The organism is Corallococcus sp. AB030, assembly GCF_003668965.1.
Taxonomy (GTDB): domain Bacteria; phylum Myxococcota; class Myxococcia; order Myxococcales; family Myxococcaceae; genus Corallococcus; species Corallococcus exiguus.
Window position 1 is genome coordinate 53,451 of sequence record NZ_RAWQ01000018.1, and the last position, 21,381, is coordinate 74,831.

Annotated in this window: 20 protein-coding genes; 2 read left to right on the plus strand and 18 right to left on the minus strand. The window is 70.3% G+C overall.

What is annotated here, in order from left to right; all coding sequences use genetic code 11:
* Nucleotides 1-4 precede the first annotated feature (4 nt).
* The 17 genes from D7Y15_RS06995 to D7Y15_RS07075 form a co-directional block, all read right to left on the minus strand.
* Entirely contained in the window at nucleotides 5-394 is a 390-nt protein-coding gene (locus tag D7Y15_RS06995) for a PleD family two-component system response regulator (protein ID WP_014397650.1), read from the minus strand.
* A gap of 27 nt (nucleotides 395-421) precedes the next feature.
* The gene (xseB, locus tag D7Y15_RS07000) at nucleotides 422-760 is read right to left on the minus strand and encodes an exodeoxyribonuclease VII small subunit (protein WP_120579810.1); all 339 of its coding nucleotides are present in this window, start codon (nucleotides 758-760) and stop codon (nucleotides 422-424) included.
* Nucleotides 761-801: 41 nt separating this feature from the next.
* Entirely contained in the window at nucleotides 802-2,523 is a 1,722-nt protein-coding gene (gene xseA / locus D7Y15_RS07005) for an exodeoxyribonuclease VII large subunit (protein ID WP_120579811.1), read from the minus strand.
* Entirely contained in the window at nucleotides 2,520-4,259 is a 1,740-nt protein-coding gene (locus D7Y15_RS07010) for an FHA domain-containing protein (RefSeq protein WP_167547947.1), read from the minus strand. Before D7Y15_RS07010 ends, xseA begins: the two co-directional genes overlap by 4 nt.
* A 36-nt stretch (nucleotides 4,260-4,295) precedes the next feature.
* Nucleotides 4,296-7,490 carry an FHA domain-containing protein gene (locus D7Y15_RS45605; RefSeq protein WP_368667318.1) on the minus strand — a complete coding sequence of 1,065 codons (3,195 nt, stop codon included), beginning with the start codon at nucleotides 7,488-7,490 and terminating at the stop codon, nucleotides 4,296-4,298.
* Nucleotides 7,491-7,494: 4 nt separating this feature from the next.
* Nucleotides 7,495-8,385: a type II secretion system F family protein gene (locus D7Y15_RS07020; protein WP_120580962.1), complete on the minus strand. Its 891-nt coding sequence runs from the start codon at nucleotides 8,383-8,385 to the stop codon at nucleotides 7,495-7,497.
* A gap of 13 nt (nucleotides 8,386-8,398) precedes the next feature.
* Complete coding sequence (locus D7Y15_RS07025) at nucleotides 8,399-9,244, minus strand: type II secretion system F family protein (RefSeq protein ID WP_120580963.1); 846 nt, start codon at nucleotides 9,242-9,244, stop codon at nucleotides 8,399-8,401.
* Nucleotides 9,245-9,322: 78 nt separating this feature from the next.
* Nucleotides 9,323-10,141 carry a Flp pilus assembly protein CpaB gene (gene cpaB, locus D7Y15_RS07030; RefSeq protein WP_120565598.1) on the minus strand — a complete coding sequence of 273 codons (819 nt, stop codon included), beginning with the start codon at nucleotides 10,139-10,141 and terminating at the stop codon, nucleotides 9,323-9,325.
* Nucleotides 10,142-10,373: 232 nt separating this feature from the next.
* Nucleotides 10,374-10,634: a hypothetical protein gene (locus D7Y15_RS07035; RefSeq protein WP_120580964.1), complete on the minus strand. Its 261-nt coding sequence runs from the start codon at nucleotides 10,632-10,634 to the stop codon at nucleotides 10,374-10,376.
* A gap of 60 nt (nucleotides 10,635-10,694) precedes the next feature.
* Nucleotides 10,695-12,125 (minus strand): anti-sigma factor, encoded by a 1,431-nt coding sequence (locus D7Y15_RS07040; RefSeq protein WP_121752072.1) that lies wholly within the window; start codon nucleotides 12,123-12,125, stop codon nucleotides 10,695-10,697.
* Nucleotides 12,122-12,769, minus strand: a complete 648-nt coding sequence (locus D7Y15_RS07045) for an RNA polymerase sigma factor (RefSeq protein ID WP_120565707.1) — start codon at nucleotides 12,767-12,769, stop codon at nucleotides 12,122-12,124. The genes D7Y15_RS07040 and D7Y15_RS07045 overlap by 4 nt, the downstream gene beginning before the upstream one ends.
* Before the next feature lie 64 nt (nucleotides 12,770-12,833).
* A complete protein-coding gene (locus tag D7Y15_RS07050) occupies nucleotides 12,834-13,241 on the minus strand; it encodes a DUF2085 domain-containing protein (RefSeq protein ID WP_120580968.1) in 408 nt (135 codons plus the stop codon).
* Nucleotides 13,210-14,265 carry an ABC transporter ATP-binding protein gene (locus D7Y15_RS07055; protein ID WP_120580966.1) on the minus strand — a complete coding sequence of 352 codons (1,056 nt, stop codon included), beginning with the start codon at nucleotides 14,263-14,265 and terminating at the stop codon, nucleotides 13,210-13,212. Before D7Y15_RS07055 ends, D7Y15_RS07050 begins: the two co-directional genes overlap by 32 nt.
* Nucleotides 14,262-15,293, minus strand: a complete 1,032-nt coding sequence (locus tag D7Y15_RS07060; RefSeq protein WP_121752073.1) for an ABC transporter ATP-binding protein — start codon at nucleotides 15,291-15,293, stop codon at nucleotides 14,262-14,264. Before D7Y15_RS07060 ends, D7Y15_RS07055 begins: the two co-directional genes overlap by 4 nt.
* Entirely contained in the window at nucleotides 15,290-16,222 is a 933-nt protein-coding gene (locus D7Y15_RS07065; protein WP_121752074.1) for a general secretion pathway protein GspE, read from the minus strand. The genes D7Y15_RS07060 and D7Y15_RS07065 overlap by 4 nt, the downstream gene beginning before the upstream one ends.
* A gap of 9 nt (nucleotides 16,223-16,231) precedes the next feature.
* Nucleotides 16,232-16,981: a general secretion pathway protein GspE gene (locus D7Y15_RS07070; protein WP_121752075.1), complete on the minus strand. Its 750-nt coding sequence runs from the start codon at nucleotides 16,979-16,981 to the stop codon at nucleotides 16,232-16,234.
* A 59-nt stretch (nucleotides 16,982-17,040) separates the two neighbouring features.
* Entirely contained in the window at nucleotides 17,041-17,871 is an 831-nt protein-coding gene (locus D7Y15_RS07075) for a DUF4292 domain-containing protein (RefSeq protein WP_120581457.1), read from the minus strand.
* Between the two features lie 42 nt (nucleotides 17,872-17,913).
* Here D7Y15_RS07075 and D7Y15_RS07080 point away from each other — a divergent pair, with 42 nt between their 5' ends.
* Both D7Y15_RS07080 and D7Y15_RS07085 read left to right on the plus strand, forming a co-directional pair.
* A complete protein-coding gene (locus tag D7Y15_RS07080; RefSeq protein ID WP_121752076.1) occupies nucleotides 17,914-18,645 on the plus strand; it encodes a MotA/TolQ/ExbB proton channel family protein in 732 nt (243 codons plus the stop codon).
* A 15-nt stretch (nucleotides 18,646-18,660) separates the two neighbouring features.
* Nucleotides 18,661-19,116 (plus strand): biopolymer transporter ExbD, encoded by a 456-nt coding sequence (locus tag D7Y15_RS07085; protein ID WP_120565608.1) that lies wholly within the window; start codon nucleotides 18,661-18,663, stop codon nucleotides 19,114-19,116.
* An 82-nt stretch (nucleotides 19,117-19,198) separates the two neighbouring features.
* Here the strand turns inward: D7Y15_RS07085 and D7Y15_RS07090 are convergent, their stop codons facing one another.
* Nucleotides 19,199-21,043 carry an acyl-CoA dehydrogenase gene (locus D7Y15_RS07090; protein ID WP_120581455.1) on the minus strand — a complete coding sequence of 615 codons (1,845 nt, stop codon included), beginning with the start codon at nucleotides 21,041-21,043 and terminating at the stop codon, nucleotides 19,199-19,201.
* Between the last annotated feature and the right edge of the window lie 338 nt (nucleotides 21,044-21,381).

Genomic DNA, 21,381 nt, shown 5'->3' on the forward strand with positions numbered 1-21,381 from the left:
GGCGTCAGGGCTCCTTCGCCACGTCGGCGGGGATGAGTTCGCGGATGCGCTTGACGAGCGCGTCCAGCTCCAGCGGCTTCACGAAGTAGTCGGCCGCGCCGACCTCCATGCCTCGCCGCTTGTCCTCCGGGTCTCCCCGCCCGCTGATGAAGATGATGGGGATGTCCCGGAACTGCTTGTTCTGCTTCACGGCCTGACACAGCTCGAAGCCGTTGATCCAGGACATGTTCACGTCCAGGAGGATGGCGTGCGGCCGGTGCAGCTCCAGCGACGCGACGAGCCGCAGGCCATTGGCCGCGGACATGACCTCGAACCCCTCGGCCCCCAGGGCCTCGGCGAGCAGCTCGCGCGTGTCGCGGTCGTCATCGACAATCGTAATCTTCGGCTTCGACATGCCCGGCCTCCACCCTTCCCCTGATACCTAGAACGGGACATCGTCCTCCGGTGGCGGACGCGCCTGCGCGGTCGCCCGGGGGGCAGCCTGCGGAGCGGGCCGGGCCGCCACCGCCAGCGGCGCCGCCACGTCCTGGCCGTCCTCGTCCACCAGCAGCTGTTCGATTCGCTGCTCGGCCTCCGTGAGCAGCTTCTCACCCCGGCGGACGAGGCGGATGCCCTCCTCGAACGCCTTGAGCGACTCTTCCAACGACAGGTCGCCGCTTTCCAGCCGCGCCACCGTGTCTTCCAGGCGCGACACCACGTCTCCGTACTGCTCCGGAGCGGGCTCCACCTTGGGGTTCTTGTCCGACTTCGCCACGGCCATCCACCTCCCCGAGCGGGGCGCGGAATGTAGAGGGTGGCCCGCTAGCAGTCCACCGGGCCTTTCAGGCTGGTCACGGTGGCTTCGATTTCTTCACACCCGCCCAGGGTTTTCGCCCCGTGGGCCGCCAGCTTGATGCCCAGCACGTCCCCCACCACCACGTCCGCCGTGGAGCGCACCACGACGCCGTCCCGCTGGCGGAACGTCACCGCGTAGCCGCGAGACATCACCTTCAAGGGGCTCAGGGCGTCCAGGCGGCCCCCCAACCGTCCGAAGTGCGTCTGCGCGGTCGCCAGCATGCCCCGCTGCAGCTCCAGAAGCCGCGAGCGCGCCTGGGCCACCTTCGCCCGCTCGGCCGCCACCCGCGCCGTGGGGGATTGCCGCTCCAGCCCCAGCCGTGCGTCCGCCAGCGCGCCCCGCCGACGGGTGACGCCCGCTCGCGCCGCTTCCGACAGGCGCATGGCCAGCTTGAGCAGGTGGGCCCGCTGTTCCGACAGCCGCGTCTGGGGCCGCGCCCGCTGCAGCCGCTCCTGCAGGGCGCGCAAGGTCTCCCGGTGCTCGCGCGCGCGAGGGCGCAGCACGCGCATCATCGCCTCCACCTGTTCGGACAGGTGCAGGCGCTGATGGTTCACCTCGCGGCGAGGGTCCGGCAGCCGCGCGCGAAGCTGGCCCTGGCGCTCGCGCAGTTCCAGCACCCGGCGCTCCATGGCCCGGCGCAGCCGGCCGGACTGCGTGGCCAGCGTCAGCTCCAGGTCCGCCAGCACCGGCGCCAGCCGCTCCGCCGCCGCGCTGGGAGTGGGCGCGCGCAGGTCCGCGACGAAGTCCGAAATGGTGAAGTCGATTTCGTGGCCGATGGCGGACACCACCGGCACCGGCGAGGCGAAGATGGCGCGCGCCACCCGCTCCTCGTTGAACGTCCAGAGGTCCTCCACGGAGCCTCCGCCGCGCGTCACGACGATGACATCCACGTCGGTGCGCGAAAGCCGCTCGATGGCCCGCGCCACGTCCTCCGCGGCGCCCTCGCCCTGCACGCGCGCGTCCGCCAGCAGCACGCCCAGCCGGGGGTTGCGCGAGTGCAGCACGCGCAGGAAGTCCTGGAGCGCCGCGCCGGTGCGGCTGGTGACGACGCCGATGCGCCGGGGCAGGAACGGCACGGGCCGGGGCGGCCTCACGCGCCGGTCCCCGATGAGCCCCTCCGCCGCCAGCCGCTGCTTGAGCTGCTCGAACGCGAGCGCCAGCGCGCCCTCGCCCACCGGCTCCAGCCGGGACACGATGAGGCTGTAGCGGCCCTGCGGCTCGTACAGGTCCACGCTGCCCTCGGCCACCACCTCCATGCCGTCGCGCAGCGCGAAGCGTATCCGCCCCGCCATGGACGCCCACACCTTCGCGTCGATGGAGGCGTCCGCGTCCTTGAGCGTGAAGTACCAGTGGCCGCGCGCGTTGGCGCCCCGGAAGCTGGACACCTCACCGCGCACCATCACGCGCGGGAAGCGCGTCTCCACCGTCTGCTTGATCTGCCGGGTGAGCTCGCCCACCGACAACACCGTGCGCTCCGGGCGCGGCGGCGGAGTGACGGCGGCAGGGGGCGGCGCGGCGATTTCAGCCACCGGCGCGGGCGAATGAGCCGGGGGAGCCGGAGGCGTCTTGCCTCCGCTGGCGGCCTTCGCGGGCGCGGGACGCAAGGGGGGTAGCAGCGACGTGCCGAACAGGTCGCCCTGCCCCGGCTCTTCGGCCGGGGGCGGCTCCAGCCCCTTGCGCTTCTTCATCGCGACAGCTTCTCGACCCAGCCCTGGGCCTTGCCGTGCAGCTCGTCGTCGGGCGGCGTCATCGCGACGACGTCGCGGAACTTGGGCAGCGCGTCCTCCGGGCTGGAGTCCTTGATGGAGTAGGCCTGCATGTACAGGTCCTTCGCCTTGCCCTTGAGGTCGTTGACGATGTTGGCGGCGCCCGTGTGGCTGGGGTCCGCCTGGAGGGCACGGCGAGCGAACTCCATGGCGCGCGACCACTGGCCGGCGGCCTTCGCGCCCGCGGCGCTCTTGTAATAGATGTTGCCCGCGCGGGTGCCCGCGTTGCGCGCCATCTTGCTCGTGCGCCCTTCGGTGATTTCCTTGTCCAGCGCGAGCAGGCGGGTGAGGCCCTTGGCGTCCAGGTCCTCCAGCTTCTTGTAGAGGTTGCCGAACTCCGTCATCTGCGCCATCAGCTGCTTGCACTGGGACGTCTTGGCCGAGCACGCGTTGAGGATGGCCACCGCCCCGGTGATGTCCGCGTCGCGGAAGCGGTCCACCGCGGGCTCCCACGGCTTGGGCGTCGCGGCCACGCGCACGGGGTCCGGACGCGTCAGGTCCGCGATGACGCGCACGGCGTCGTCATTGACCAGCTTGCCGTCGCGGTGCTCGGGGAAGGTCGCGAGCACGTCGTCGGTGATGGCCTTGGCCTTCTGCACGTTCTCCAGCGCGCGGGTGTCCAGGAGCCCCTTGGCCTCCTTCGTGCGCTTGTCGGCGGCGTCCGTCAGGTTCTTGCGCGCCGTCTTCAGCTGCTCGTACTGCTGGGTGTCGCTGGTCACCTTCTCGATGGACGCCTTCGCGCTGGCCAGCTCGCCCTTGTCCAGCGCCGCCTGGGCCGTGCCCAGGTGCTTCTGGTTGGGAATCTCCCGCTCCGCGGCCTTCAGGTAGTCCTCCACGCCGGGATAGTCCGACGCCCGCGTGTGGAGCTCCTCCAGCTTCGCCTTGGCCTGCTCCCACTGGCCCTCGCGCACCAGGTTCTTGGCCTCCTGGAAGAGGCCGCCCAGCTGCGCGCGGTACTCGCGCTGCTCCGCCTCGATGCGGCCCTGCTCCTCCGCCTGTTGCCGCATGCGCGAGCGCGCGACACCCAGGCCCGCGAAGAGCAGCACCAGCACGGCGACGCCCGCGAGCTTCATCCGCATGCGCTTGCGCTGCGCTTCCGGCGTGAGCTCCGCGGCGGCGGCGGCGCGCGACGTCTGCGGGCGCGCGCGGCCCTCCCGGGCGGGACGCGTGGGCACGGCCGTGGGACCTCGGCCCGCCGCCGTGGACGGACGGGGCCGGGAGCCGGTGGGGGCCTGCACCTTCGCGGTGCTGTTGGCGGTGTCCTCGTAGCGCAGCTCCGAGTCGCCCAGCGTGATGACATCGCCGTTGGCGAGGAGTGTCTCCTCGGCGATGGGCTCGCCGTTGAGGATGGTTCCGTTGCCGGAGCCCATGTCACTGACCATCCAGCCCGAGGACTCCTTGCGCAGCGTCACGTGCTTGCGGGAGACGGACGTGTCCTGGATGCAGATGGGGTTGTCGGCGGAGCGGCCGACCGTGTACTCGAGCTCGGAGAGCGCGAACTCCTCACCCTCCATGGGGCCGGCGACGACGACGAGCTTCGCGGGGCGGGCCGCGGCGGCACCGGAGGTCGACCGGCGGACCGGCGCGCGCGAACCGCTCCCGGAGGAGGGCGTACCGGACGTAGGCCGTCGGCGGGCGGGGGGAGGTGCGTTCGACATGGCGGTCACCGCGTCCTGCTGAGGGGGGCACGGGCCCTAAAGCTCGTGCTCATAGGCTTTTTCCAGCGCGAGATTGTGGCAGCGATGCTCGGCCGTAGGGAAGCGTCTCCGTACGTCTTCCAGGGTCGCGACCGCATCCCGTCGGCTGCGGAACTGAACCGCCCGCTGGAACTGCATCATCAGCTGGCTGCAGCGGTGGTCCAGCTCCATTGAAATCTGGGCGATCCGCTCCCGGACGTCCTCGTAGAGCTCCGGCTTGTCGTCCAGCGCTTCCAGGGTGATCCACGCGGCGCGGTATTCCCGCCACGCCTTGAACAGGTTCTCCGCGCCCACATCCTTGAGCTCGTAGAAGCGGGCCCCCGCCGTCGCGGCCTCCCGGGCGGAGGCGACCAGCTGATCCGGCGGCGCCTCCGGCACCGGGATGATCTCCAGCCGCAGGTTCCAGATGCGCCACGGGTCGCGGCCGGGCGGGTTGAGGGCGTTGTCGAAGAGGATCTGGTTGTTGGCGTTGCGCCGCAGGAGGCTGGGCGGGAGGATCTGCTCCAGCTCACGCTCGGCCGTCTGCGCAGTGTCCGGGGGCACCCAGCCCAGGGACACGCCGTTGAGGGACAGGTTGACCTCGTCCCGGGCGATGCTGCTGGCCTGGTAGTGCAGCACCGCCACGGCGCGCGTGGGGGACACGAAGCGGAAGTCGAAGAGCTTGTCGTCCGCGTGGACCCAGCGCACGCCGTCGCCCAGGCCGAAGGAGTCCGTCACCGGCTCCATGCCCAGCTTGAAGGGTTCGGTGCCCGGGAGCCGGATGGCCGTGGGGACCGCGAGCGCCACGAGCAGCGTCACCACGCACAGCACGGCCACGCCCGCCAGCGACGCGAAGGCGATCCGCTTGGGCAGCGACTGGCGCTTCCAGAAGAGGATGAACCGGCCCTGGAGTGACTTGCCCAGCTGACGCCGCTGACGGGCCTTGTCGGCGGCGGACGAGGGCTCGACCTTCGCGACGACCGTCACCGGGCCGTTGGGCACGGGCTGGACAAGGGAGTCCTCCAGGTCGGCCGGCACGGGCTGGATGGCGTCCCCCTCCACGTCCGAGGAGGGCACGGGGGCCAGTGGGAACTCGCCCGGCAGCGGGCCGGGGTCCAGGGTCGGGGCAGGCGCGGCCCGGTCCCGGCCGACGAACGTCACCGGCTCCGGCGAAGGCGGCGGGACGGGAGGGCTCCAGGCCGGAGGAGGCGCCACGGGGGCGGGGGCAACCTGGCCCGTGAAGGTCCCCGAGGCCCGGGTCTCCTCGGGGGCCGCGAAGAGGTCTTCGTCCTGGCCGACGAAGGTCGAGGGCTCGCTGGAGTCGGGCGCGGGGACGGGAGCGCTCGCGACGCGCACCGGAGGGGCCACGAGCGGACTGACCGGAGTGATGGGCCGGAGGTCGAGAACGGTCCGCTCCTCGGGCTCCTCCATCATCGGCGGAGGCAGCGCGGGCGAGGCCGCCTGTGGCGGCGCCGCGGCTTCTACGGGCGGCGCTTCCAGGGTCGCCGGAATCGCCATCAACGTTCGCTCCTCGGGCTCGTCCAGCTCCGGGAGCGACAGCACGGGGGGCGGCACCGCCGCGGGCACGAGCGAATCCACCGTGGAGATCGCCATCAGCGTGCGCTCCTCGGGCTCGTCCAGCTCCGGGAGCGGCAGCACGGGAGGCAGCGCCGCGGCGGGTGCGTCCGCCGTGGGGATCGCCATCAGCGTGCGCTCCTCGGGTTCATCCGGCACCACGGGGGCCAGGTCCACGGGAGGCGGTACGACGGAAGGCCGAGCCGGAGGCGGCGGAGCCATGAGCCCCGGCGGCGACATCAACGGCAGGCCGGGCGCGGAAGCCGCGGCGCCCCGGGACACCGGAGCAGCGGACGCGCGCGCGGCGCCAAGCTCCAGCGAGGGACGGTTCAGCGCGGGCGCGCCGACACCAGGCAGGTTCGCGACGCCGTTCCGCTTGGCGGGAGCCGCGGGCTCGACAGGAGCTGAAGCGGCGACCTTCCCCGGCGCGGAGGTCGCCGTCGAGACAGGAGTTCCAGCCGCGGGAAGTTCGCTCGCGGTGGGGTGCGAGGGGGCCGGGGCAGCCTCCAGCGCGGATGACCGGCCTGGTCCCGAGGCACCAACCGCTGACAGTCCCGGCCCGGAGGCGCGGACGGAGGCGGAAGGTCCCGGAGCCTTGTTCGCGGCCGGAGCGCTCAGCACCGGGGGGCCAGCGGGAGTTTTGGCCGGCGCACCCGCGCCCGAAGCGGCAGGCCCCAACACCGGGGGCCCTGCCGGAGTCCTGGCGGGCGCGGGCGCTCCCGGCGCCGAAGGACCCAACACAGGAGGCGCGGCGGGAACCTTGCCCGAAGCAGCCGACGCGGAGGCACCCAGCACAGGAGGGCCCGAAGGAGGCCTGGGCGGAGTCGCCACACCCGGCGAGGAAGCCCCCAGGACGGGAGCTCCCGGTGCAGGCCGGGCCGGCGCAGCGGATGCCTGCGCGGAAGCCCCCAGGACGGGAACTCCCGATGCAGCCCGGACAGGCGCAGCGGATGCCGGCGAGGAAGCTCCCAGCACAGGAGGCCCGGCGGGAGGCTTGGGAGGAGTCGCCGCACCCGGCACGGAAGCGCTGAGCACAGGCCCCGGTGGAGGCCGGACCGGCGCGGGGGCACTGACCGCCGGCAGATCCGGAGCAGAGGGCCGCTTCGGTGTGGCGGCCGGCACCGGCAAAGCAGGGGTCGCCCCACCCTTCGCAGCGGGCACCGCCATTCCCGGGCGCGGCGGGGATGCAGGCCGGGCCATGGCCGGCATCGACTGCTGGTAGCTCGTGGGCGCCGCTTCGATTTCCGCGAGCGAGGCCTGCCCCATGCCCTGCGGCGACACGTTCGCGTGGGGCGGCGCGAGCGCCCGCCGGATGGGCCGGGTGACGTCGTTGTCATCCTCCGGCGGCATCCACACGAAGGTGAACTCCACCGGGCCCACGGTGATGCGGTCGCCGTCGCGCAGCTGCTTCTCGCCGGCCAGCGGCTGGCCGTTCAGCTGCGTGCCGTTCGCGCTGCCAACGTCCGCGGCGAAGTAGCGCCCATCCCTCGCCGTGATGCGGGCATGACGCCGGGAGACACCGTGGTCATGCAGCACCAGGTCGTTCTCCGAGGTCCGGCCGATCTTCACTTCGGCCTGCTCGAAGGCGAGCTCCCGTCCGACCTGGAGCCCCTGGGTGATGGTGAGCAGGATGGGCAGAGGACTAGCCCCCGACGTTGCCGAACATGAACTGGAACACGATGGGCCCGAAGAGCACCATGAACACTGTCGGGAAGATGCAGGCGATGAGCGGGAAGAGCATCTTCACCGGCGCCTCGCCCGCCAGCTTCTCGGCGCGCTGCGTGCGGTCGATGCGCATCTGCGTGGACTGGATGCGCAGCACCTTGCCCAGGCTCGTACCCATCTTGTCCGCCTGGATCAGCGCCGTGACGAACGTCGTCAGCGACGGCAGGTCCACGCGCACGATCATGCTCTTGAGCCCCTCTTCACGCGTCTTGCCCATCTTGAGCTGCTTGAGCACCAGCTGCAGCTCTTCACGCAGCGGACCCTGGCGGCCCTTCTCCACCACCTTCGCCAGCGCGCCCGTGAAGTCCATGCCCGCTTCCACCGACAGCGTCAGCAGGTCCAGGTTGTACGGAAGCGCGCGGCTGATGGCCAGGTGACGGCGCTTCACCTGATCGTTCAACCAGATGAGCGGATAGAACAGGCCCAGCAGCATCACCAGCAACGACCAGGCCAGGTTCATGCCCATGCCGTTGACGACGAACAGGCCGGCCAGGAGCGCGAAGAAGGCGCTGATCTCCTGCAGCGCCATGATGTCCTCGGGCTTGTACTGCGACGGCTCGCCCGCCTTGATCAGCTTGCGGCGCGTCTTGGACTCGTAGCCCGGCCACATGAAGCGCCGGTTCATTGAGCCCAGCTTGCGGACGGCGACGGAGCCCGCGCCCTTCATGCCGCCCGCGGACTCGTCGCGGACTTCCGTGAGGAAGCGCTCCAGGAGGTTGGAGTACAGGCCGATGCCCAGGAACGCCACCGCGCCCGCGGTCAGCAGTGCCGAGCCGCCCATCAGCAGAAATGTCAGGACTTCCTGCACGGTGCGCCTCGTTTCAGATGTCGATGTTGACGATGCGCCGGATGATGAGGATGCCCATGATCTCCATGATGGCGATGATGGTCACCAGGATGTAGCCGAAGATGTGGTTCATCATCGGCTCCATCAGGTCCGGACGCATGTAGTTGAGAACCATGCCCAGCACCGCAGGCATGGCCGCGACGATCCACCCTTGAAGCTTGCCCTGGGAGGTCAGCGCGTCGATCTTGCCTTCCAGACGGAAGCGCTCGCGGATCACCGTGGAGATGGTCTCGAACATCTCCGCCATGTTGCCGCCCAGCTGGCGCGCGATGTTGGTGGACACCACCACCAGCTCCAGGTCGTCGCTGCCCACGCGCTTGCCCATGTTGACGAGCGCTTCTTCCAGCGGCACGCCCAGCTTCACTTCCTTCACGAAGAGGCCGAACTCCTGGGACAGGGGCGGCATCGCTTCGCGCGCCACGTGCTCGATGGCCTGGGGGAACGTGAGGCCCGCCTTGAACGCGTTGGCCATGGCCTGCAGCGCGTCCACCAGCTGCACGTTGAACTTCTTGATGCGGCGCTTGCGGTAGTGCTTCACGAGCAGCATCGGCAGGAAGAAGCCGAAGATGGTCGCGAGCACCGCGAGGATGGGGTTGAAGACGATGTAGCTGAGGATGCCCAGGAGGCACATGCAGGCGATGTTGAGGATCAACATCTGCCGCGCGTCGATGAAGAGGAACATGTCGCTCAAGTCGTTCATCGACTTGGCGACGTACCGCTCCTGGTACTGCTCATACGCCTTCGACAGGACGCTGAAGATCACCAGGCTGAAGAAGAACACCGAGCCGGTGACGAGAAGGAGGACGATACCTGCGAGCATGGGCGCGAATCCCCGGGGGATGAGGGAGGGGTCGGCAGGGCCGCTTCAGCGTCAAGCGAAGCGGCCCCGCGCGCAGGACTACGGAGAGCCGGCCGAGGCCTTCTCGCCGCCGCCACTGCCCTTGATGATCTGGATGATCTCCCGGCGCTTCTGCTCCAGCACACGGGTGCGTTCACCGGAGAGCAGCGTGCTGATGGTCGCGCGGCCACGCTCCTCGATGAGGTCCACGTCGTCCTCGTTGCGCAGGGACAACGTCAGCTGGCCCAGTTCCGCCGCCAGCACCAGGATCTCCGCCTCTTCCGGCAGCACCATCAGCGAGACGTTGGAGTACTCGCGCTGGTTCTCCGGGATGAGGTTGATGTTCGTGGTGCCGGTGATCTTACCCGTGGCGACCACGATGATGTTCTGCAGCAGCGTCACCGCGACGCTCTCGTCCGTCTGCGGATCGCGGAACGTGCCGATGATGTCCACGTGGTCGTTCGGGCGAATCCACCCGCCCACGGACGTGGTCTGCTTCGCCTCGATGGTGATGGCGCGCGCCTTCTTCTGCACCTTCGTGGACAGGCGCTCGGCGGCCTTCGTCGTCTCGAACTGGCTCCAGAGGATGGGGTCGCCGGCCTGCAGCGCCACCAGCACCTTCTGGTTCACGATGTAGTTGGCGGAGTCCGGCTTCACCACCGACGAGGTGACGAACTGCTCCGGCACCGAGCGCTGGGAGATCATCTCGTACGTGATGACCGAGCCCTCGGGCATGTCCTGGCCCGCCACCACCACGGGAACCAGGTTCCACCCGCGGCGCACATCGGATTCCTTCTTCTTGATGGCCGAGTAGGCCACGATGCCCGCGAGCAAACCGAGCACCAGTGCGACGACGAGTGGGGTCTTACCCTTCAACATGGTTCAAAGTCCTCCAGAACGGTGGGGCGCCGTCGTGGCGGCAGGACTGCTTTGGACGAGGGGGCGATGCCAGGGCGCGAACGAGGCAAGATGTTAGCCATGCCCCAGAGCAGGTGTCAAAACCACCTCTCGTGACAAAGCGGAATCCCGGGACCTCCGGAGCTCGCGGAGCCTGTCCGCCCAGGGGGGAGGACGGCTCGACGCAGTGAGTTGATCTGCGGCCTTCCGTCCCTCAGGGGAACGGCAGGTTCAGCACGAAGTAAAACGAGTCGTAGTAGATCTGGTACGCCTCGAGGAACAGGTCGATGACGTTGGTCTGCCGGTCGTCCGTCCAGCGGATCTTCACCGTGGCGCCGACGACGAGCCCGACGATCAACACCCAGTTGATCATCGAGTACTCCACCATGGCCTGGCCACGGCGGGCCCGGCGCGGGGAGCGCGGCGGCGACTTCCGGGGGCTGTTCACGGGGGGAGCGTGCACGTCCGACGTCATGCTCCCATTATCCAGGACCCAGGCCCCGGAAGCATCGGTCATGTGGACTGCCGCCCTCCCCTACTGCGCGGGCTGGGAAGGGGCGGCCCTGGCCGGCTCAGACTCCGGAGCCGTGGCGGGCGAGGCCTGACGCAGGCGGCGCTGGGCCAACTGCGCCGCGCTGGAGCCGGGGGCCTCGGTGACGATCTGCCCGCAGACGGCGGCGGCCTCCTGGGTCCGGCCCTGGACGGACTCCGACTCGCAGAGCCGTGAGAGCAGGGCCAGCCGCTCGCTGCCGCTGGCTCCAGCCGCGAGCGCGGCGCGCAGCAGCTGTGCCTCCCGGGCGCGCTCACCCTGGTTCGCCGCGGCCTGGGCCTGGGCGGACAGGTCGCGCGCCGTCATCGCTTCCTTGGCGGCGGACTTCTCCGCGGGGGCAGGCTTCGCGGCCTGGGCCTGGGCGGACTCCCGCTTGGGCGTGGACGGAGGCGTCGCACCGCCGATGGAGCCCACGGCGGCGGGGGCCATGGGCACGGCCTGGACCACGGGCGCGGAGGCCACGGCAGGAGGCGGCGGAGCCGCGCCCGCGGCCACTCCCTGGTCGTCATCCGTCCTGAGCCCACGGCCATAGGCCGCTTCACCCAGCCGCAGGGAGTCGCCCTTCGCGCCCATGGCCTTGTCGCTGAGCTTTCCCGAGGAGCGCCGCGCCGCGGGCTCATCCTTCGCGAGGGAGCCGTCGTTGGCCTGCTCTTCCTTCGGAGGCGCCTCCTGCTCGGCCACCCCGGCCGTCGCCTGCGAGAGCGCGGCGAACTCGTCGTCCGCGTCCCGGACGGCCTTGGACATCTTCTTCTTGGGAGCCTCGGGTTCCGCGCGGCGCTCCAGCAGCGCGCCACCACTGCCCGCGTTCATCCAGTCGGACGGACGGGCCGCGGCGGTGCCCTTGCGCTGCACCTTGGCCTCCACCTGGTTCTTCATCACGTCCGGCGCGGGCGCGGCCGCCAGTTCGTCCGAGGCACCCTCGGGCACGTCCACTTCGAGGGTCGCGCTCGAAGGCGCGGGGGCCAGGGCGCTCGGGGCGCGCTTCTCCCGCGGCGGCGACTCCTGCTTCGCCGCGGCCATCGTCGGACTGGGGGCCCGCTGCGACAGGTTCGGCGCCAGGTCGAGGTTCTCGCTCACCGTCAACGTCAGGAGGCCGAAGGTGCCCACCGTGGCCAGGCCCACCGCGGGCAGCAGGAAGCGGCGCCAGCGCGAGGGCTTCGGCTCGGGGCCCGCGGCGGCTCGGCGCGCGGACTGCTGCGCGTACGCGAGCAGCGACTCCAGGCCCGCGTCCGGCGCGGGCTCCGACGACAGCTGCGCCATGGTGGTGCGCACGCCGCGGATGTCCGCCAGCGCCTTCGTGCAGCGCGCACAGCCCTGGACGTGCTGCTCCAGCACATGGGCCTCCGACGCAGGCAGCTCGCCGTAGGCGAAGTCGAGGAGCCGGTCCTCGTGCGCGTGGGCATTCTGGGCACTCATCCCGCCACCGTCCTTCCATCCTCCGACAGGTCGCCGTCCACGCCCAGCTCACCCAGGCGGCGGCGCAGGCCCTCCAACGCGTAGCGCATGCGGCTCTTCACCGTGTTCTCGGACACGCCTGTCACCTCGGCGATCTCCTTGAACGGGATGCCGCTGTACTCGCGCAGCACGAACACCTCGCGCTGCTCCTCCGGCAGGGCGGACAGGGCCCGCTCCAGCAGGGGCCGGAGGCGGGCGTTGTGCGCGCCGCGCTCCGGGCTGGCCCCGGCGTCCGGCAGCCCCTCGCCCAACGGACGTCCCTCGTCGCCGTCGGCACCGGCCGAGGGGGCTTCCAGGGACGTCGTCTGGCGGTAGCTCTCTTTGCGCGTGCTGTCCACGCAGAGGTTCCTCGCGATGGTGTACAGCCAGGTCGTGAACCGGGCCTTGGGCTCGTATTCCCGGGCGCTGCGGACCACCTTGAGCCAGGTCTCCTGCAGCACGTCCTCCGCTCGCGCCCGGTGCCCCACGAAGCGCAGGATGAAGTTGAACACCGGCGCGCGGTGCTTGCGCACCAACGCATCGAACGCACGCGCGTTTCCCGCCTGGAAGGCGAGCATCAGCTGCTCGTCTGAGGTTTCGGGTGCCAAACTTCCCCCAGTGCCCATGAAGCCACGGGTGCCATCCCCTTCACCGCCCAAGGCCTGTAACGGACAGCCGTGCGCGAAAGGTCTATTCCGGCCGTGGCCGCCGGTAAGTGGCGAGAATGACAGGGACCGCCACCCCTGTCACCAGGAGTGCCTGCGCGAGCAATACCGCCGGCAGTGGGCGCTGCACATGCACGTACAGCGAGCGGCCGAGCCCCACTCCCAACAGAATGCCCGTCAGCGTGCGCACCGCGTTGGAACCCGAGGCGGGCCGGAAGCGTCCCACCGCCCAGTCCACGAGCGCGGGCAGCGTGAGCCCCAGCACCACCGGCACGTCCCACTCCCACTGGAGCGGCGCCTTCAGCGCGAACAGCGCGAGGAACACGCCCGCGAGCACCGGGTACGTGCCCAGGCACCGCGAGCACACGCGCACGCCCGCGAGCACGTACGTGCGGTTGTACTCATCCGGGTGATGATGGCTGAGCCAGAACACCGGCATCTCCTCCGGACATGGAAACAGCGGGCCCGTCCTGCACGTTGCGCGAATCCCCTTCGGCCAGGAAGCACGCCGCGGCGTGGCCTCCACCCAGGGGATACAGCGGGGGTGACTCGCGCCGGCAGCGCTCCATCACATGCGGGCAGCGCGGATGGAACGCGCAGCCGGTCGGCGGCGACAGGGGCGAAGGCGGCTCTCCCGGCAGCAGCAGCCGCGTGGGGGGACGCTCCGGATCCGGCACGGGCACCGCGGACAGCAGCGCCTGCGTGTACGGATGGCGCGGTCCTGCGTACAGCGACCGGGACGGCGCCACCTCCACGATGCGGCCCAGGTACATCACCGCCACGCGCGTGGACACGTACTCAACAATCTTCAGGTCGTGCGCGATGAAGACGTAGGTGAGCCCGCGCTCGCGCTGCAGGTCCACCAGCAGGTTGACGATCTGCGCCTGGATGGAGACGTCCAGCGCGCTGATGGGCTCGTCCGCCACCACCAGCTCCGGACGCAACGCGATGGCACGTGCAATGCCGATGCGTTGACGCTGGCCGCCGGAGAACTCGTGCGGGTAGCGCTGGCGCGCCTCGCGGGGCAGTCCCATCGCGTCGAGCAGCGCCAGCACCTCGTCCTCGCGAGCCTTGCCCTTCGCGAGCCCGTGGATGGCGAAGGGCTCCGCGAGGATGTCCCCCACCGTCATGCGCGGGTTGAGCGACGCGTACGGATCCTGGAAGACGAGCTGCATCTGGCGGCGCAGCGGTCGCAGTTCGCGCTGCGACAGGCCGGTCAGCTCGCGCCCGGCCACGCGGATGGAGCCGGAGGTCGGGTCGATGAGGCGCAGCACCGCGCGCCCCAGGGTGCTCTTGCCGCAGCCGCTCTCCCCTACCAGGCCCAGCGTCTCGCCGCGGGCGACGTCGAAGGACACGCCGTCCACCGCGCGCACCGTGCCGCGCGTGCGGCCCAACAAGCCGCCCTTCACCGGGAAGTGCACCTTCAGGTCGCGCACCTGGACCAGCGGTTCGCTCATGGCGCGGGCACCGGGTGATGGCAGGCGGCGGACTGGCCTCCGCGCTTCGGCTCCAGCACGGGCGTGACGCGGGCGCACAGCTCCGAGGCGCGGTCGCAGCGGTCCCGGAAAGCGCACCCGGACGGCAGCGCGGTGAGCGACGGCACCATGCCGGGAATGGCCTTCAGGCGCTGACGCCCGCCCTCGGCCGCCGCGCCCGCGTCGTGCAGCGACGGGATGGAGCGCAGCAGGCCCGCCGTGTACGGGTGCGCGGGCCGGGCGAACAGCTCGCGCACCGGGGCCTGCTCCACGATGCGGCCCGCGTACATCACCACCACCGCGTCGCAGTTTCCCGCCACCACGCCCAGGTCGTGGGTGATGAGCACCACCGCCATGTTCCGCTCGGCCTGCAGGCGCTTGAGCAGCTCCAAAATCTGCGCCTGGATGGTGACGTCCAGCGCCGTGGTGGGCTCGTCCGCGATGAGCAGCGCCGGGTCGCACGCGAGTGCCATGGCGATCATCACACGCTGGCGCATGCCTCCGGAGAGCTGGTGCGGGTACGCGTCCACGCGCTCGCCGGGTGCCGGGATGCCCACCTGCCGGAGCATCTCCACCGCGCGCTCACGCGCCTGCGCCCGGGTGGCCCCCAGGTGCAGCCGGACGCCTTCGCCAATCTGCTCGCCCACCGTGAACACCGGGTTGAGCGACGTCATGGGCTCCTGGAAGACCATGGCCACGTGCCGGCCGCGCACGCGCCGCATCTCCTTCTCCGGCAGGGCCAGCAAATCATTGCCCCGGAAGCGCACCTCGCCGCCCACCACGCGGCCGGGCGGCTGCGGAACCAGCCGCATCACCGACAGCGCCGTCAGGCTCTTGCCGCAGCCGCTCTCCCCCACCACCCCCAGCGTGCCGCCGGGAGGAACGGAGAAGGACACGCCGTCCACCGCGCGCACCGTGCCGCGCGGGAGCGACAGCTGGGTGACGAGCCCCCGCACGTCCAGGAGCGGGGCACCGGCGGAGGCCCCGGGGGACGGCGCGACGCCGGTCACTTCTGGGCCAGCTCCTCCAGGAACTCCGCCTCCTGGATGAGCCCCTTGCGGATGAGCAGGCGGATGAGGCTCGCGACCATGCGCGCGGGCTTCACCTTCTCCGTGTCCAGGCTGGCCTCCTCGCCGCGCGAGATGCGGTCGATGTCGTCCAGCACCGCCAGGTCCTCCTCGGAGAAGTCCGGCTTGGGCGTGAGCGCCACGGACGGCTTCACGCCCTGCGCGGCGCCGCCGAAGAGCACCACCGGCACGCGCGGCTTGCTCGGGTCCTCCGGCTCCGCGGGAGGCGGAGGAGGCGGAGGACGGGCAGCGGCGGGAGGAGGCGGCGGACGCGGGGCCTTGGGGACCTTGGGACGGGGCGTGGAGCCCAGGATGTCCTCCAGCACCTCCGCGCCGTCGGCGGACGCGTCGCCGTCGTGCGGCGGAGGCGGCGGCAGGATGTCCGGCGAATCGTCCTCGTCCATGTCCATCGGTTCAGCCTCCACGATGTCCAGGGGCTCGCCCCGGCCGCGCGCGAGCGCCTGCTCCAGGTCGTCCGGCGCTACGACGAACACCTTGAGCGGCTTGCGCAACTGGAAGCGTAGCTCGTCCACGAGCATCAGGTTGCCCGGGTCTTCCACCGCGACGTGGATCTTCTCGCTGCGGCCGTCCTGCTCCGCAGCGAAGAGGAGCACCCGGTGCTCGGTCTGGAAGTCCATGGACACCAGCGAGGACACCGCATGCGGGATGTACTCGGGGATCTCCACGAACGGCAGCTCGTGCTGCGCCGCCAGCGCCCGCGCGATGTCCCGGCCCGTGCACAGGCCCATGGACACCAGCACCTCACCCAGCTTGCGGCCCTGGCCGCGCCGTCCGGACGCGAGTGCCTGCTTCACCTGCTCGTCCGTCACCACTCCGGCCTGGACGAGGAGTTCACCAATCTTCTTGCGCATGGCCGGGGGCTACCGCTTGACCTTGGCGAGGTATTCCTCGCGGGAGAAAACGCCCTTCTCGATGAGCAGCTCGACCATGGCCTTCAGCGCCGCGACCTCCTTGCGCTGGACATCCTCCACGCTCTTGAGCAGCTCCGAGGGGCTGCCTGAGGCCGCGCGAGGCGCCTCCGGCGGGGGGGCCTGGCGCGGAGGCGGCGCGGCGGCGGGCTTGGGGGACATGGCGACGGCGGCGGCCGGGTCCAGGTCCTTGAGGTTCTTCACGACGGTGCGGCCCTGCGCGTCCACCACCTTGAAGTTGGTGTCCGCGTCCTCCAGCTCCGCCGTCTCCTCGTAGAGGCGCGCGAACGCCCGCGCCACGGAGGTGCGCCCGGCCACGTTGGCCACGATGCGGCACTTGGACAGGGCCCGCAGTTCGTCCAGCACCCGGACGTTGAGCGGGTCCGACATGGCGACCACCAGCGTCTTGCCGTCGTCGCGCAGCTGCAGCGGGACGACAGAGAAGTCGCGCGCCGTCTGCGCCGGAATCTTGGCCTTCACGTGCGGCGGCACCATCTGCACGGAGTCCAGGTTCACCGCCGGCATGCCCAGCTGCTTCGACAAGGCGCGCACGAGGATGTCCTCGGAGACGAGGTTCATCCGGACGAGGATCTCGCCCAGCTTCCCGCCCCACTTGGCCTGCTCGGCGAGCGCCGCCTTGAGCTGGCTCTCCTGCAGGACGTTCGCCTTGATCAGCAGTTCTCCAAGCTTGATCTGTGCCATGTCGTGCGCGCCATAGTACCCGGTTTGCGCCGGGACGCTGCCTTTCGACGCCTGGAAGCTCAGGAACCCGGCGCGGGGGGCGGCTGGGACACCGCCCCCTCCGAGCGGACCTCCTGGCCCCGCGCGTCGACGTCCACCACCTTCGCCCCTTGGGGCGCGCCCAGTTCGTAGAGCGTCAGGTCCGGGCGGCCATTGAGGCGGATGTCCGTGTACTTCAGGTCCAGCTTCGTGCCCGCCGTGGCGGCGATGAGGTGCACCTTGCCCGGGAAGAACTGGTCGCCCCGCTGCTGGAAGTCCTCGAACGCCAGGTCGTAGCCCGGCACGCCCCGGACCTCGCTCTTCACCACGCGCAGGTGCTTGGGATCCACGCGCAGTGTCTGCGTCGCGGGCCCCCGCTGGAGCTTGAGCACGTACACCCGCTCCTTCTCGTCCAGCTCCAGGGTCATGGACTCCGGCGGCAGGAGGGGGACCTGCCCCAGCATCACCGCCACCAGCTCCTCGCTCGGCAGGACGACAGGAAGGAAGCGGGACACGTTCTCCGCGCTCGCTGGGCCCTGGAGGTACGTGTTCTCCCCCGCCTGGTAGACGCCAAAGCGTTCGCCGTCGGAGACGAGCGAGGCCACCGGGCGGTTGAAGAAGTCGTACGTCTCCAGGTGGATGAGGGCCGGACGGGTGATGGAGAGATACGTGGAGAGCGTTCCACTGCCCTGGGGCGAGTCCACGTGCAGCTTGGCGTCACCCTCCAGGGTCACCACCTTCGCCTGCCGCTCGCGCACGTGCTGGTAGAGCGTCTGGGCGTCCTCGATGCGGCCCTCCGGACCGAACTCGAGACGTTTGGGGCAGGCCGAACAGAGGAGGGCCAGGAAGATTGCGGCGGCTGCGCGGTTCATATGTCCTAGTGTGAGCCAGGGCCGCCTGCCCGGTCATCCATCATGAGCCTGAACGATCTACTTCATTACCTTCGCCTGGGCGGCGTCACCCTCGCCCTCCTCCTGGGCGCCTCCGTGGTGGCCCTGGGCGTGGCCATCGAGCGGCTCATCGCCCTCTGGGGCGTGAGCGAACGCTCCCGCAACCTGGGCGAAATCGTCCAGAAGCACCTCCTCCGGGGTGACGTGGCCGCCGCCCGCACCGCCGCCGAGCGCTCCGACGCCGTGGCGGCCGACATCTTCCTCGCCGGGTTCGACCGCTGGGAGCGCTCCCGCTCCTCCGGTGGCAACGGCATCGAGTCCGCCGTGGAGCGCGAGCGCGCCCAGGTGGGGCTCAAGCTGCGGCGCAACCTGTGGCTGCTCGCCACCATCGGTTCGACGACGCCCTTCGTGGGCCTCTTCGGCACCGTGGCCGGCATCATGCGCTCCTTCAAGGACCTGGGCGTGGACGTGGAGGCCGGCGGTACCGGCGGCTCCGCTGCCGTGATGACGGGCATCTCCGAAGCGCTCGTCGCCACCGCCGTGGGCATCCTCGTCGCCGTGCAGGCGATGGTCTTCTATAACTACTTCCAGGCCCGGCTGTCCCGCGTGCTGGTGGAGCTGCGCCTGTTGGGCGACGAGTTCGCGGAGGTGCTCAAGGAGCGCTCGGCCGGCGGCCCGCTGCCGGACACCACGCCGCCCCCGCGCGAAAGCACCACGCCCCCGGCGTCCCGCCCGGATCCGCAGCCCGCCTCGTAAGGAGACACGCCCACCATGGCCATGGGAAAGACGCCCGGCTCGGGCGATGACGAGGTGGAGGGCGCGGGCTTCGCGGAGATCAACATCACGCCGCTGACGGACGTGATGCTCGTGCTGCTCATCATCTTCATGGTGACCAGTTCGGTCATCACCCAGCAGGGCCCGGGCGGCGGCGCGAAGGCGGGCCTCAAGGTGAACCTGCCCAAGGGCGGCGCCGCGGACGTCACCGCGCGCACCACGGACCTGTCCGTGGCGGTGCTGGCGGACGGACGCTTCGTGCTCGCGGGCAACGTCGTCGCGGAGGCGGAGCTGAAGCAGGCCTTCGACAACGCGAAGAACCAGAACCCCGACACCGTGGTGATTGTCCAGGCGGACGAAGGCGTCCCCCACGGCACCGTGGTGCAGGTGATGGAGCTGGCGAAGAAGGCCGGCCTCGCGCAGCTCGCCATCGGCGTGCGCGAAGGCGACTAAGGCTCAGGCCCGAAAAGGAAAAGGCCCCCCGGCGCGTCACGTGCCGGAGGGCCTTCTTCATTTCAGGACTTCAGATTCTGCTTCAGACGCCGCCGAACGCCGCGTCGGTGATGTCCATCGGGGACGTGTCCTCGGTGGCGATGAGGCGCGCGGCGTACTCCACGTTGGGCAGCACGTTGCGCGCGTACCACAGGGCGCTGAACTTCTTGCCCTCGTAGAACGCCTTGTCCGGGTGGTCGGCGGCCACGTTGGCGGCGGCCTTCTCCGCGATGACGGCCGCGTCCAGCAGCAGCCAGCCCACGGCGACCTCCGACATCATGTTGAGGAAGCGGTTGGCGGACAGGGGGATGAGCGGGAAGCGGCCCGCGTCCTGCGACCAGCCGAACAGCGCCATCGCGCTGGACATCAGGCCTTCCTGCGCGCCGGCCAGCGTCTTCACGGCCTCGCCCAGCACCGGGTGCTCGCGGTGCGCTTCCACGAAGCTGCCGACATCGCCCATGAACTGCTGGAAGTGCGCGCCGCCCGCCTGGCCCATCTTGCGGCCCACCAGGTCCATGGCCTGGATGTGGTTGGTGCCCTCGTAGACGGAGAAGATCTTCGAGTCGCGCGTGTACTGCTCCACCGGATAGTCCTGGATGTAGCCGGCGCCGCCGTACACCTGGATGGCCTGCGCGCAGAGGCGGAAGGCCTGGTCGGAGCCGTAGGACTTCACCAGCGGCGTCAGCACCTCCACCTGGCCCTTGTGGTAGGTGGCCGCGTCGTCGTCCTTGCCCGCCAGCTGCTTCGCCTTGTCCAGGTGCATGGCCAGCTTGATGACCAGCGCGCGGATGCCTTCCACGTGCGCCTTGATGTCCAGCAGCATGCGGCGGACGTCCGGGTGCTCGATGATGGAGGCGCGCGGCGCGGACGGGTCCTTCCACTTGGTGAAGTGGGAGCCCTGCTTGCGGTCCTTCGCGTAGTCCAGCGCGTTGTAGTACGCGGCCGACGCCAGGCTCACGCCCTGGATGCCCACGGCGATGCGCGCGCCGTTCATCATCTTGAACATCTGGCTCATGCCCACGTGCTCGACCGTGCCCACGAGCTCGCCCAGACAGCCGTCGTTCTCACCGAAGTTGAGGACACAGGTGGCGGAGCCGTTGATGCCCATCTTGTGCTCGATGGACCCCACGGTGACGTCGTTGGCCTGGCCGGAGGAACCGTCCGCGTTGATGCGCAGCTTGGGGACGATGAACAGCGACAGGCCCTTGGTGCCGGCCGGCGCGCCGTCGATGCGCGCGAGCACCAGGTGGATGATGTTCCCGGCCATGTCATGGTCGCCGCCGGAGATGAAGATCTTCGTGCCCTTGATGCTGTAGGTGCCGTCCCCGTTGCGCTTCGCGGTGGACTTGGCCGCGCCCACGTCGGAGCCGGCGTGCGGCTCCGTGAGGCACATGGTGCCGCCCCAGGTGCCGTTGAGCATGCGCTCCACGAACTGCTTCTGCTGCTCGGGCGTGCCGCACTCCGCGACAACTTCCGCCGCGCCGAAGGCCAGGCCCGGGTACATGTTGAACGCGGTGTTGGCGCCGGAGAGGATCTCCTCCACCGTCACCTGGAGCATCATCGGCGCGCCCTGGCCGCCGTGGTCGGGGCTCACCGCCACCGTCTTGAAGCCCTGCTCGTAGAGCTTGTTCCACGCGTCCTTGAAGCCCTTGGGCGTGAAGACCGAGCCGTTCTCCAACCGGCAGCCCTCACGGTCACCCACCGAGTTGAGGGGCCCCAGCACCTCGCGCGCGAAGCGGTACGTCTCCGTGAGGACCGCCTTCGCCTCGTCCGGGCCCCAGGCGTCATAGGGGGCCGTGCCCGCCACCTGGCCGAAGCCGAACTGCTCGAACAGCGTGAAGAAGATCTCTCGAAGGTCGGTCTTGTAGGTGTTGATGCCGGCGGACATGGCCACTCCTGCGTAGGGGCTCGCTGCCTGCCTGCTTCCCGCAGGGCGGGAAAAAGTAAGGGTCAGCGGCCCATGTGACGCAGGAAGTGTGGCGTCGACTGATTTTTGAGTCAACCCAAGATGACACCCCGCGTTGACGAGCGGTCGAAGCCGCCCTTCTGGAACGCGGGAATTCGCCTTGGAACGCCCCTGGAAAGCCTACTTCTTGGCCTTCTTCGCGGCCGGGAGGGACGCCGTCTTGGCGGCGGGCTTCTCCCGGGGCGCGGTCTTCTTGGACGAGGCGCCGTTGCGGGGCTCGTCCGTCTCCTCGTCGTCGTCCTCGTCGCCCTCGTCCCGGT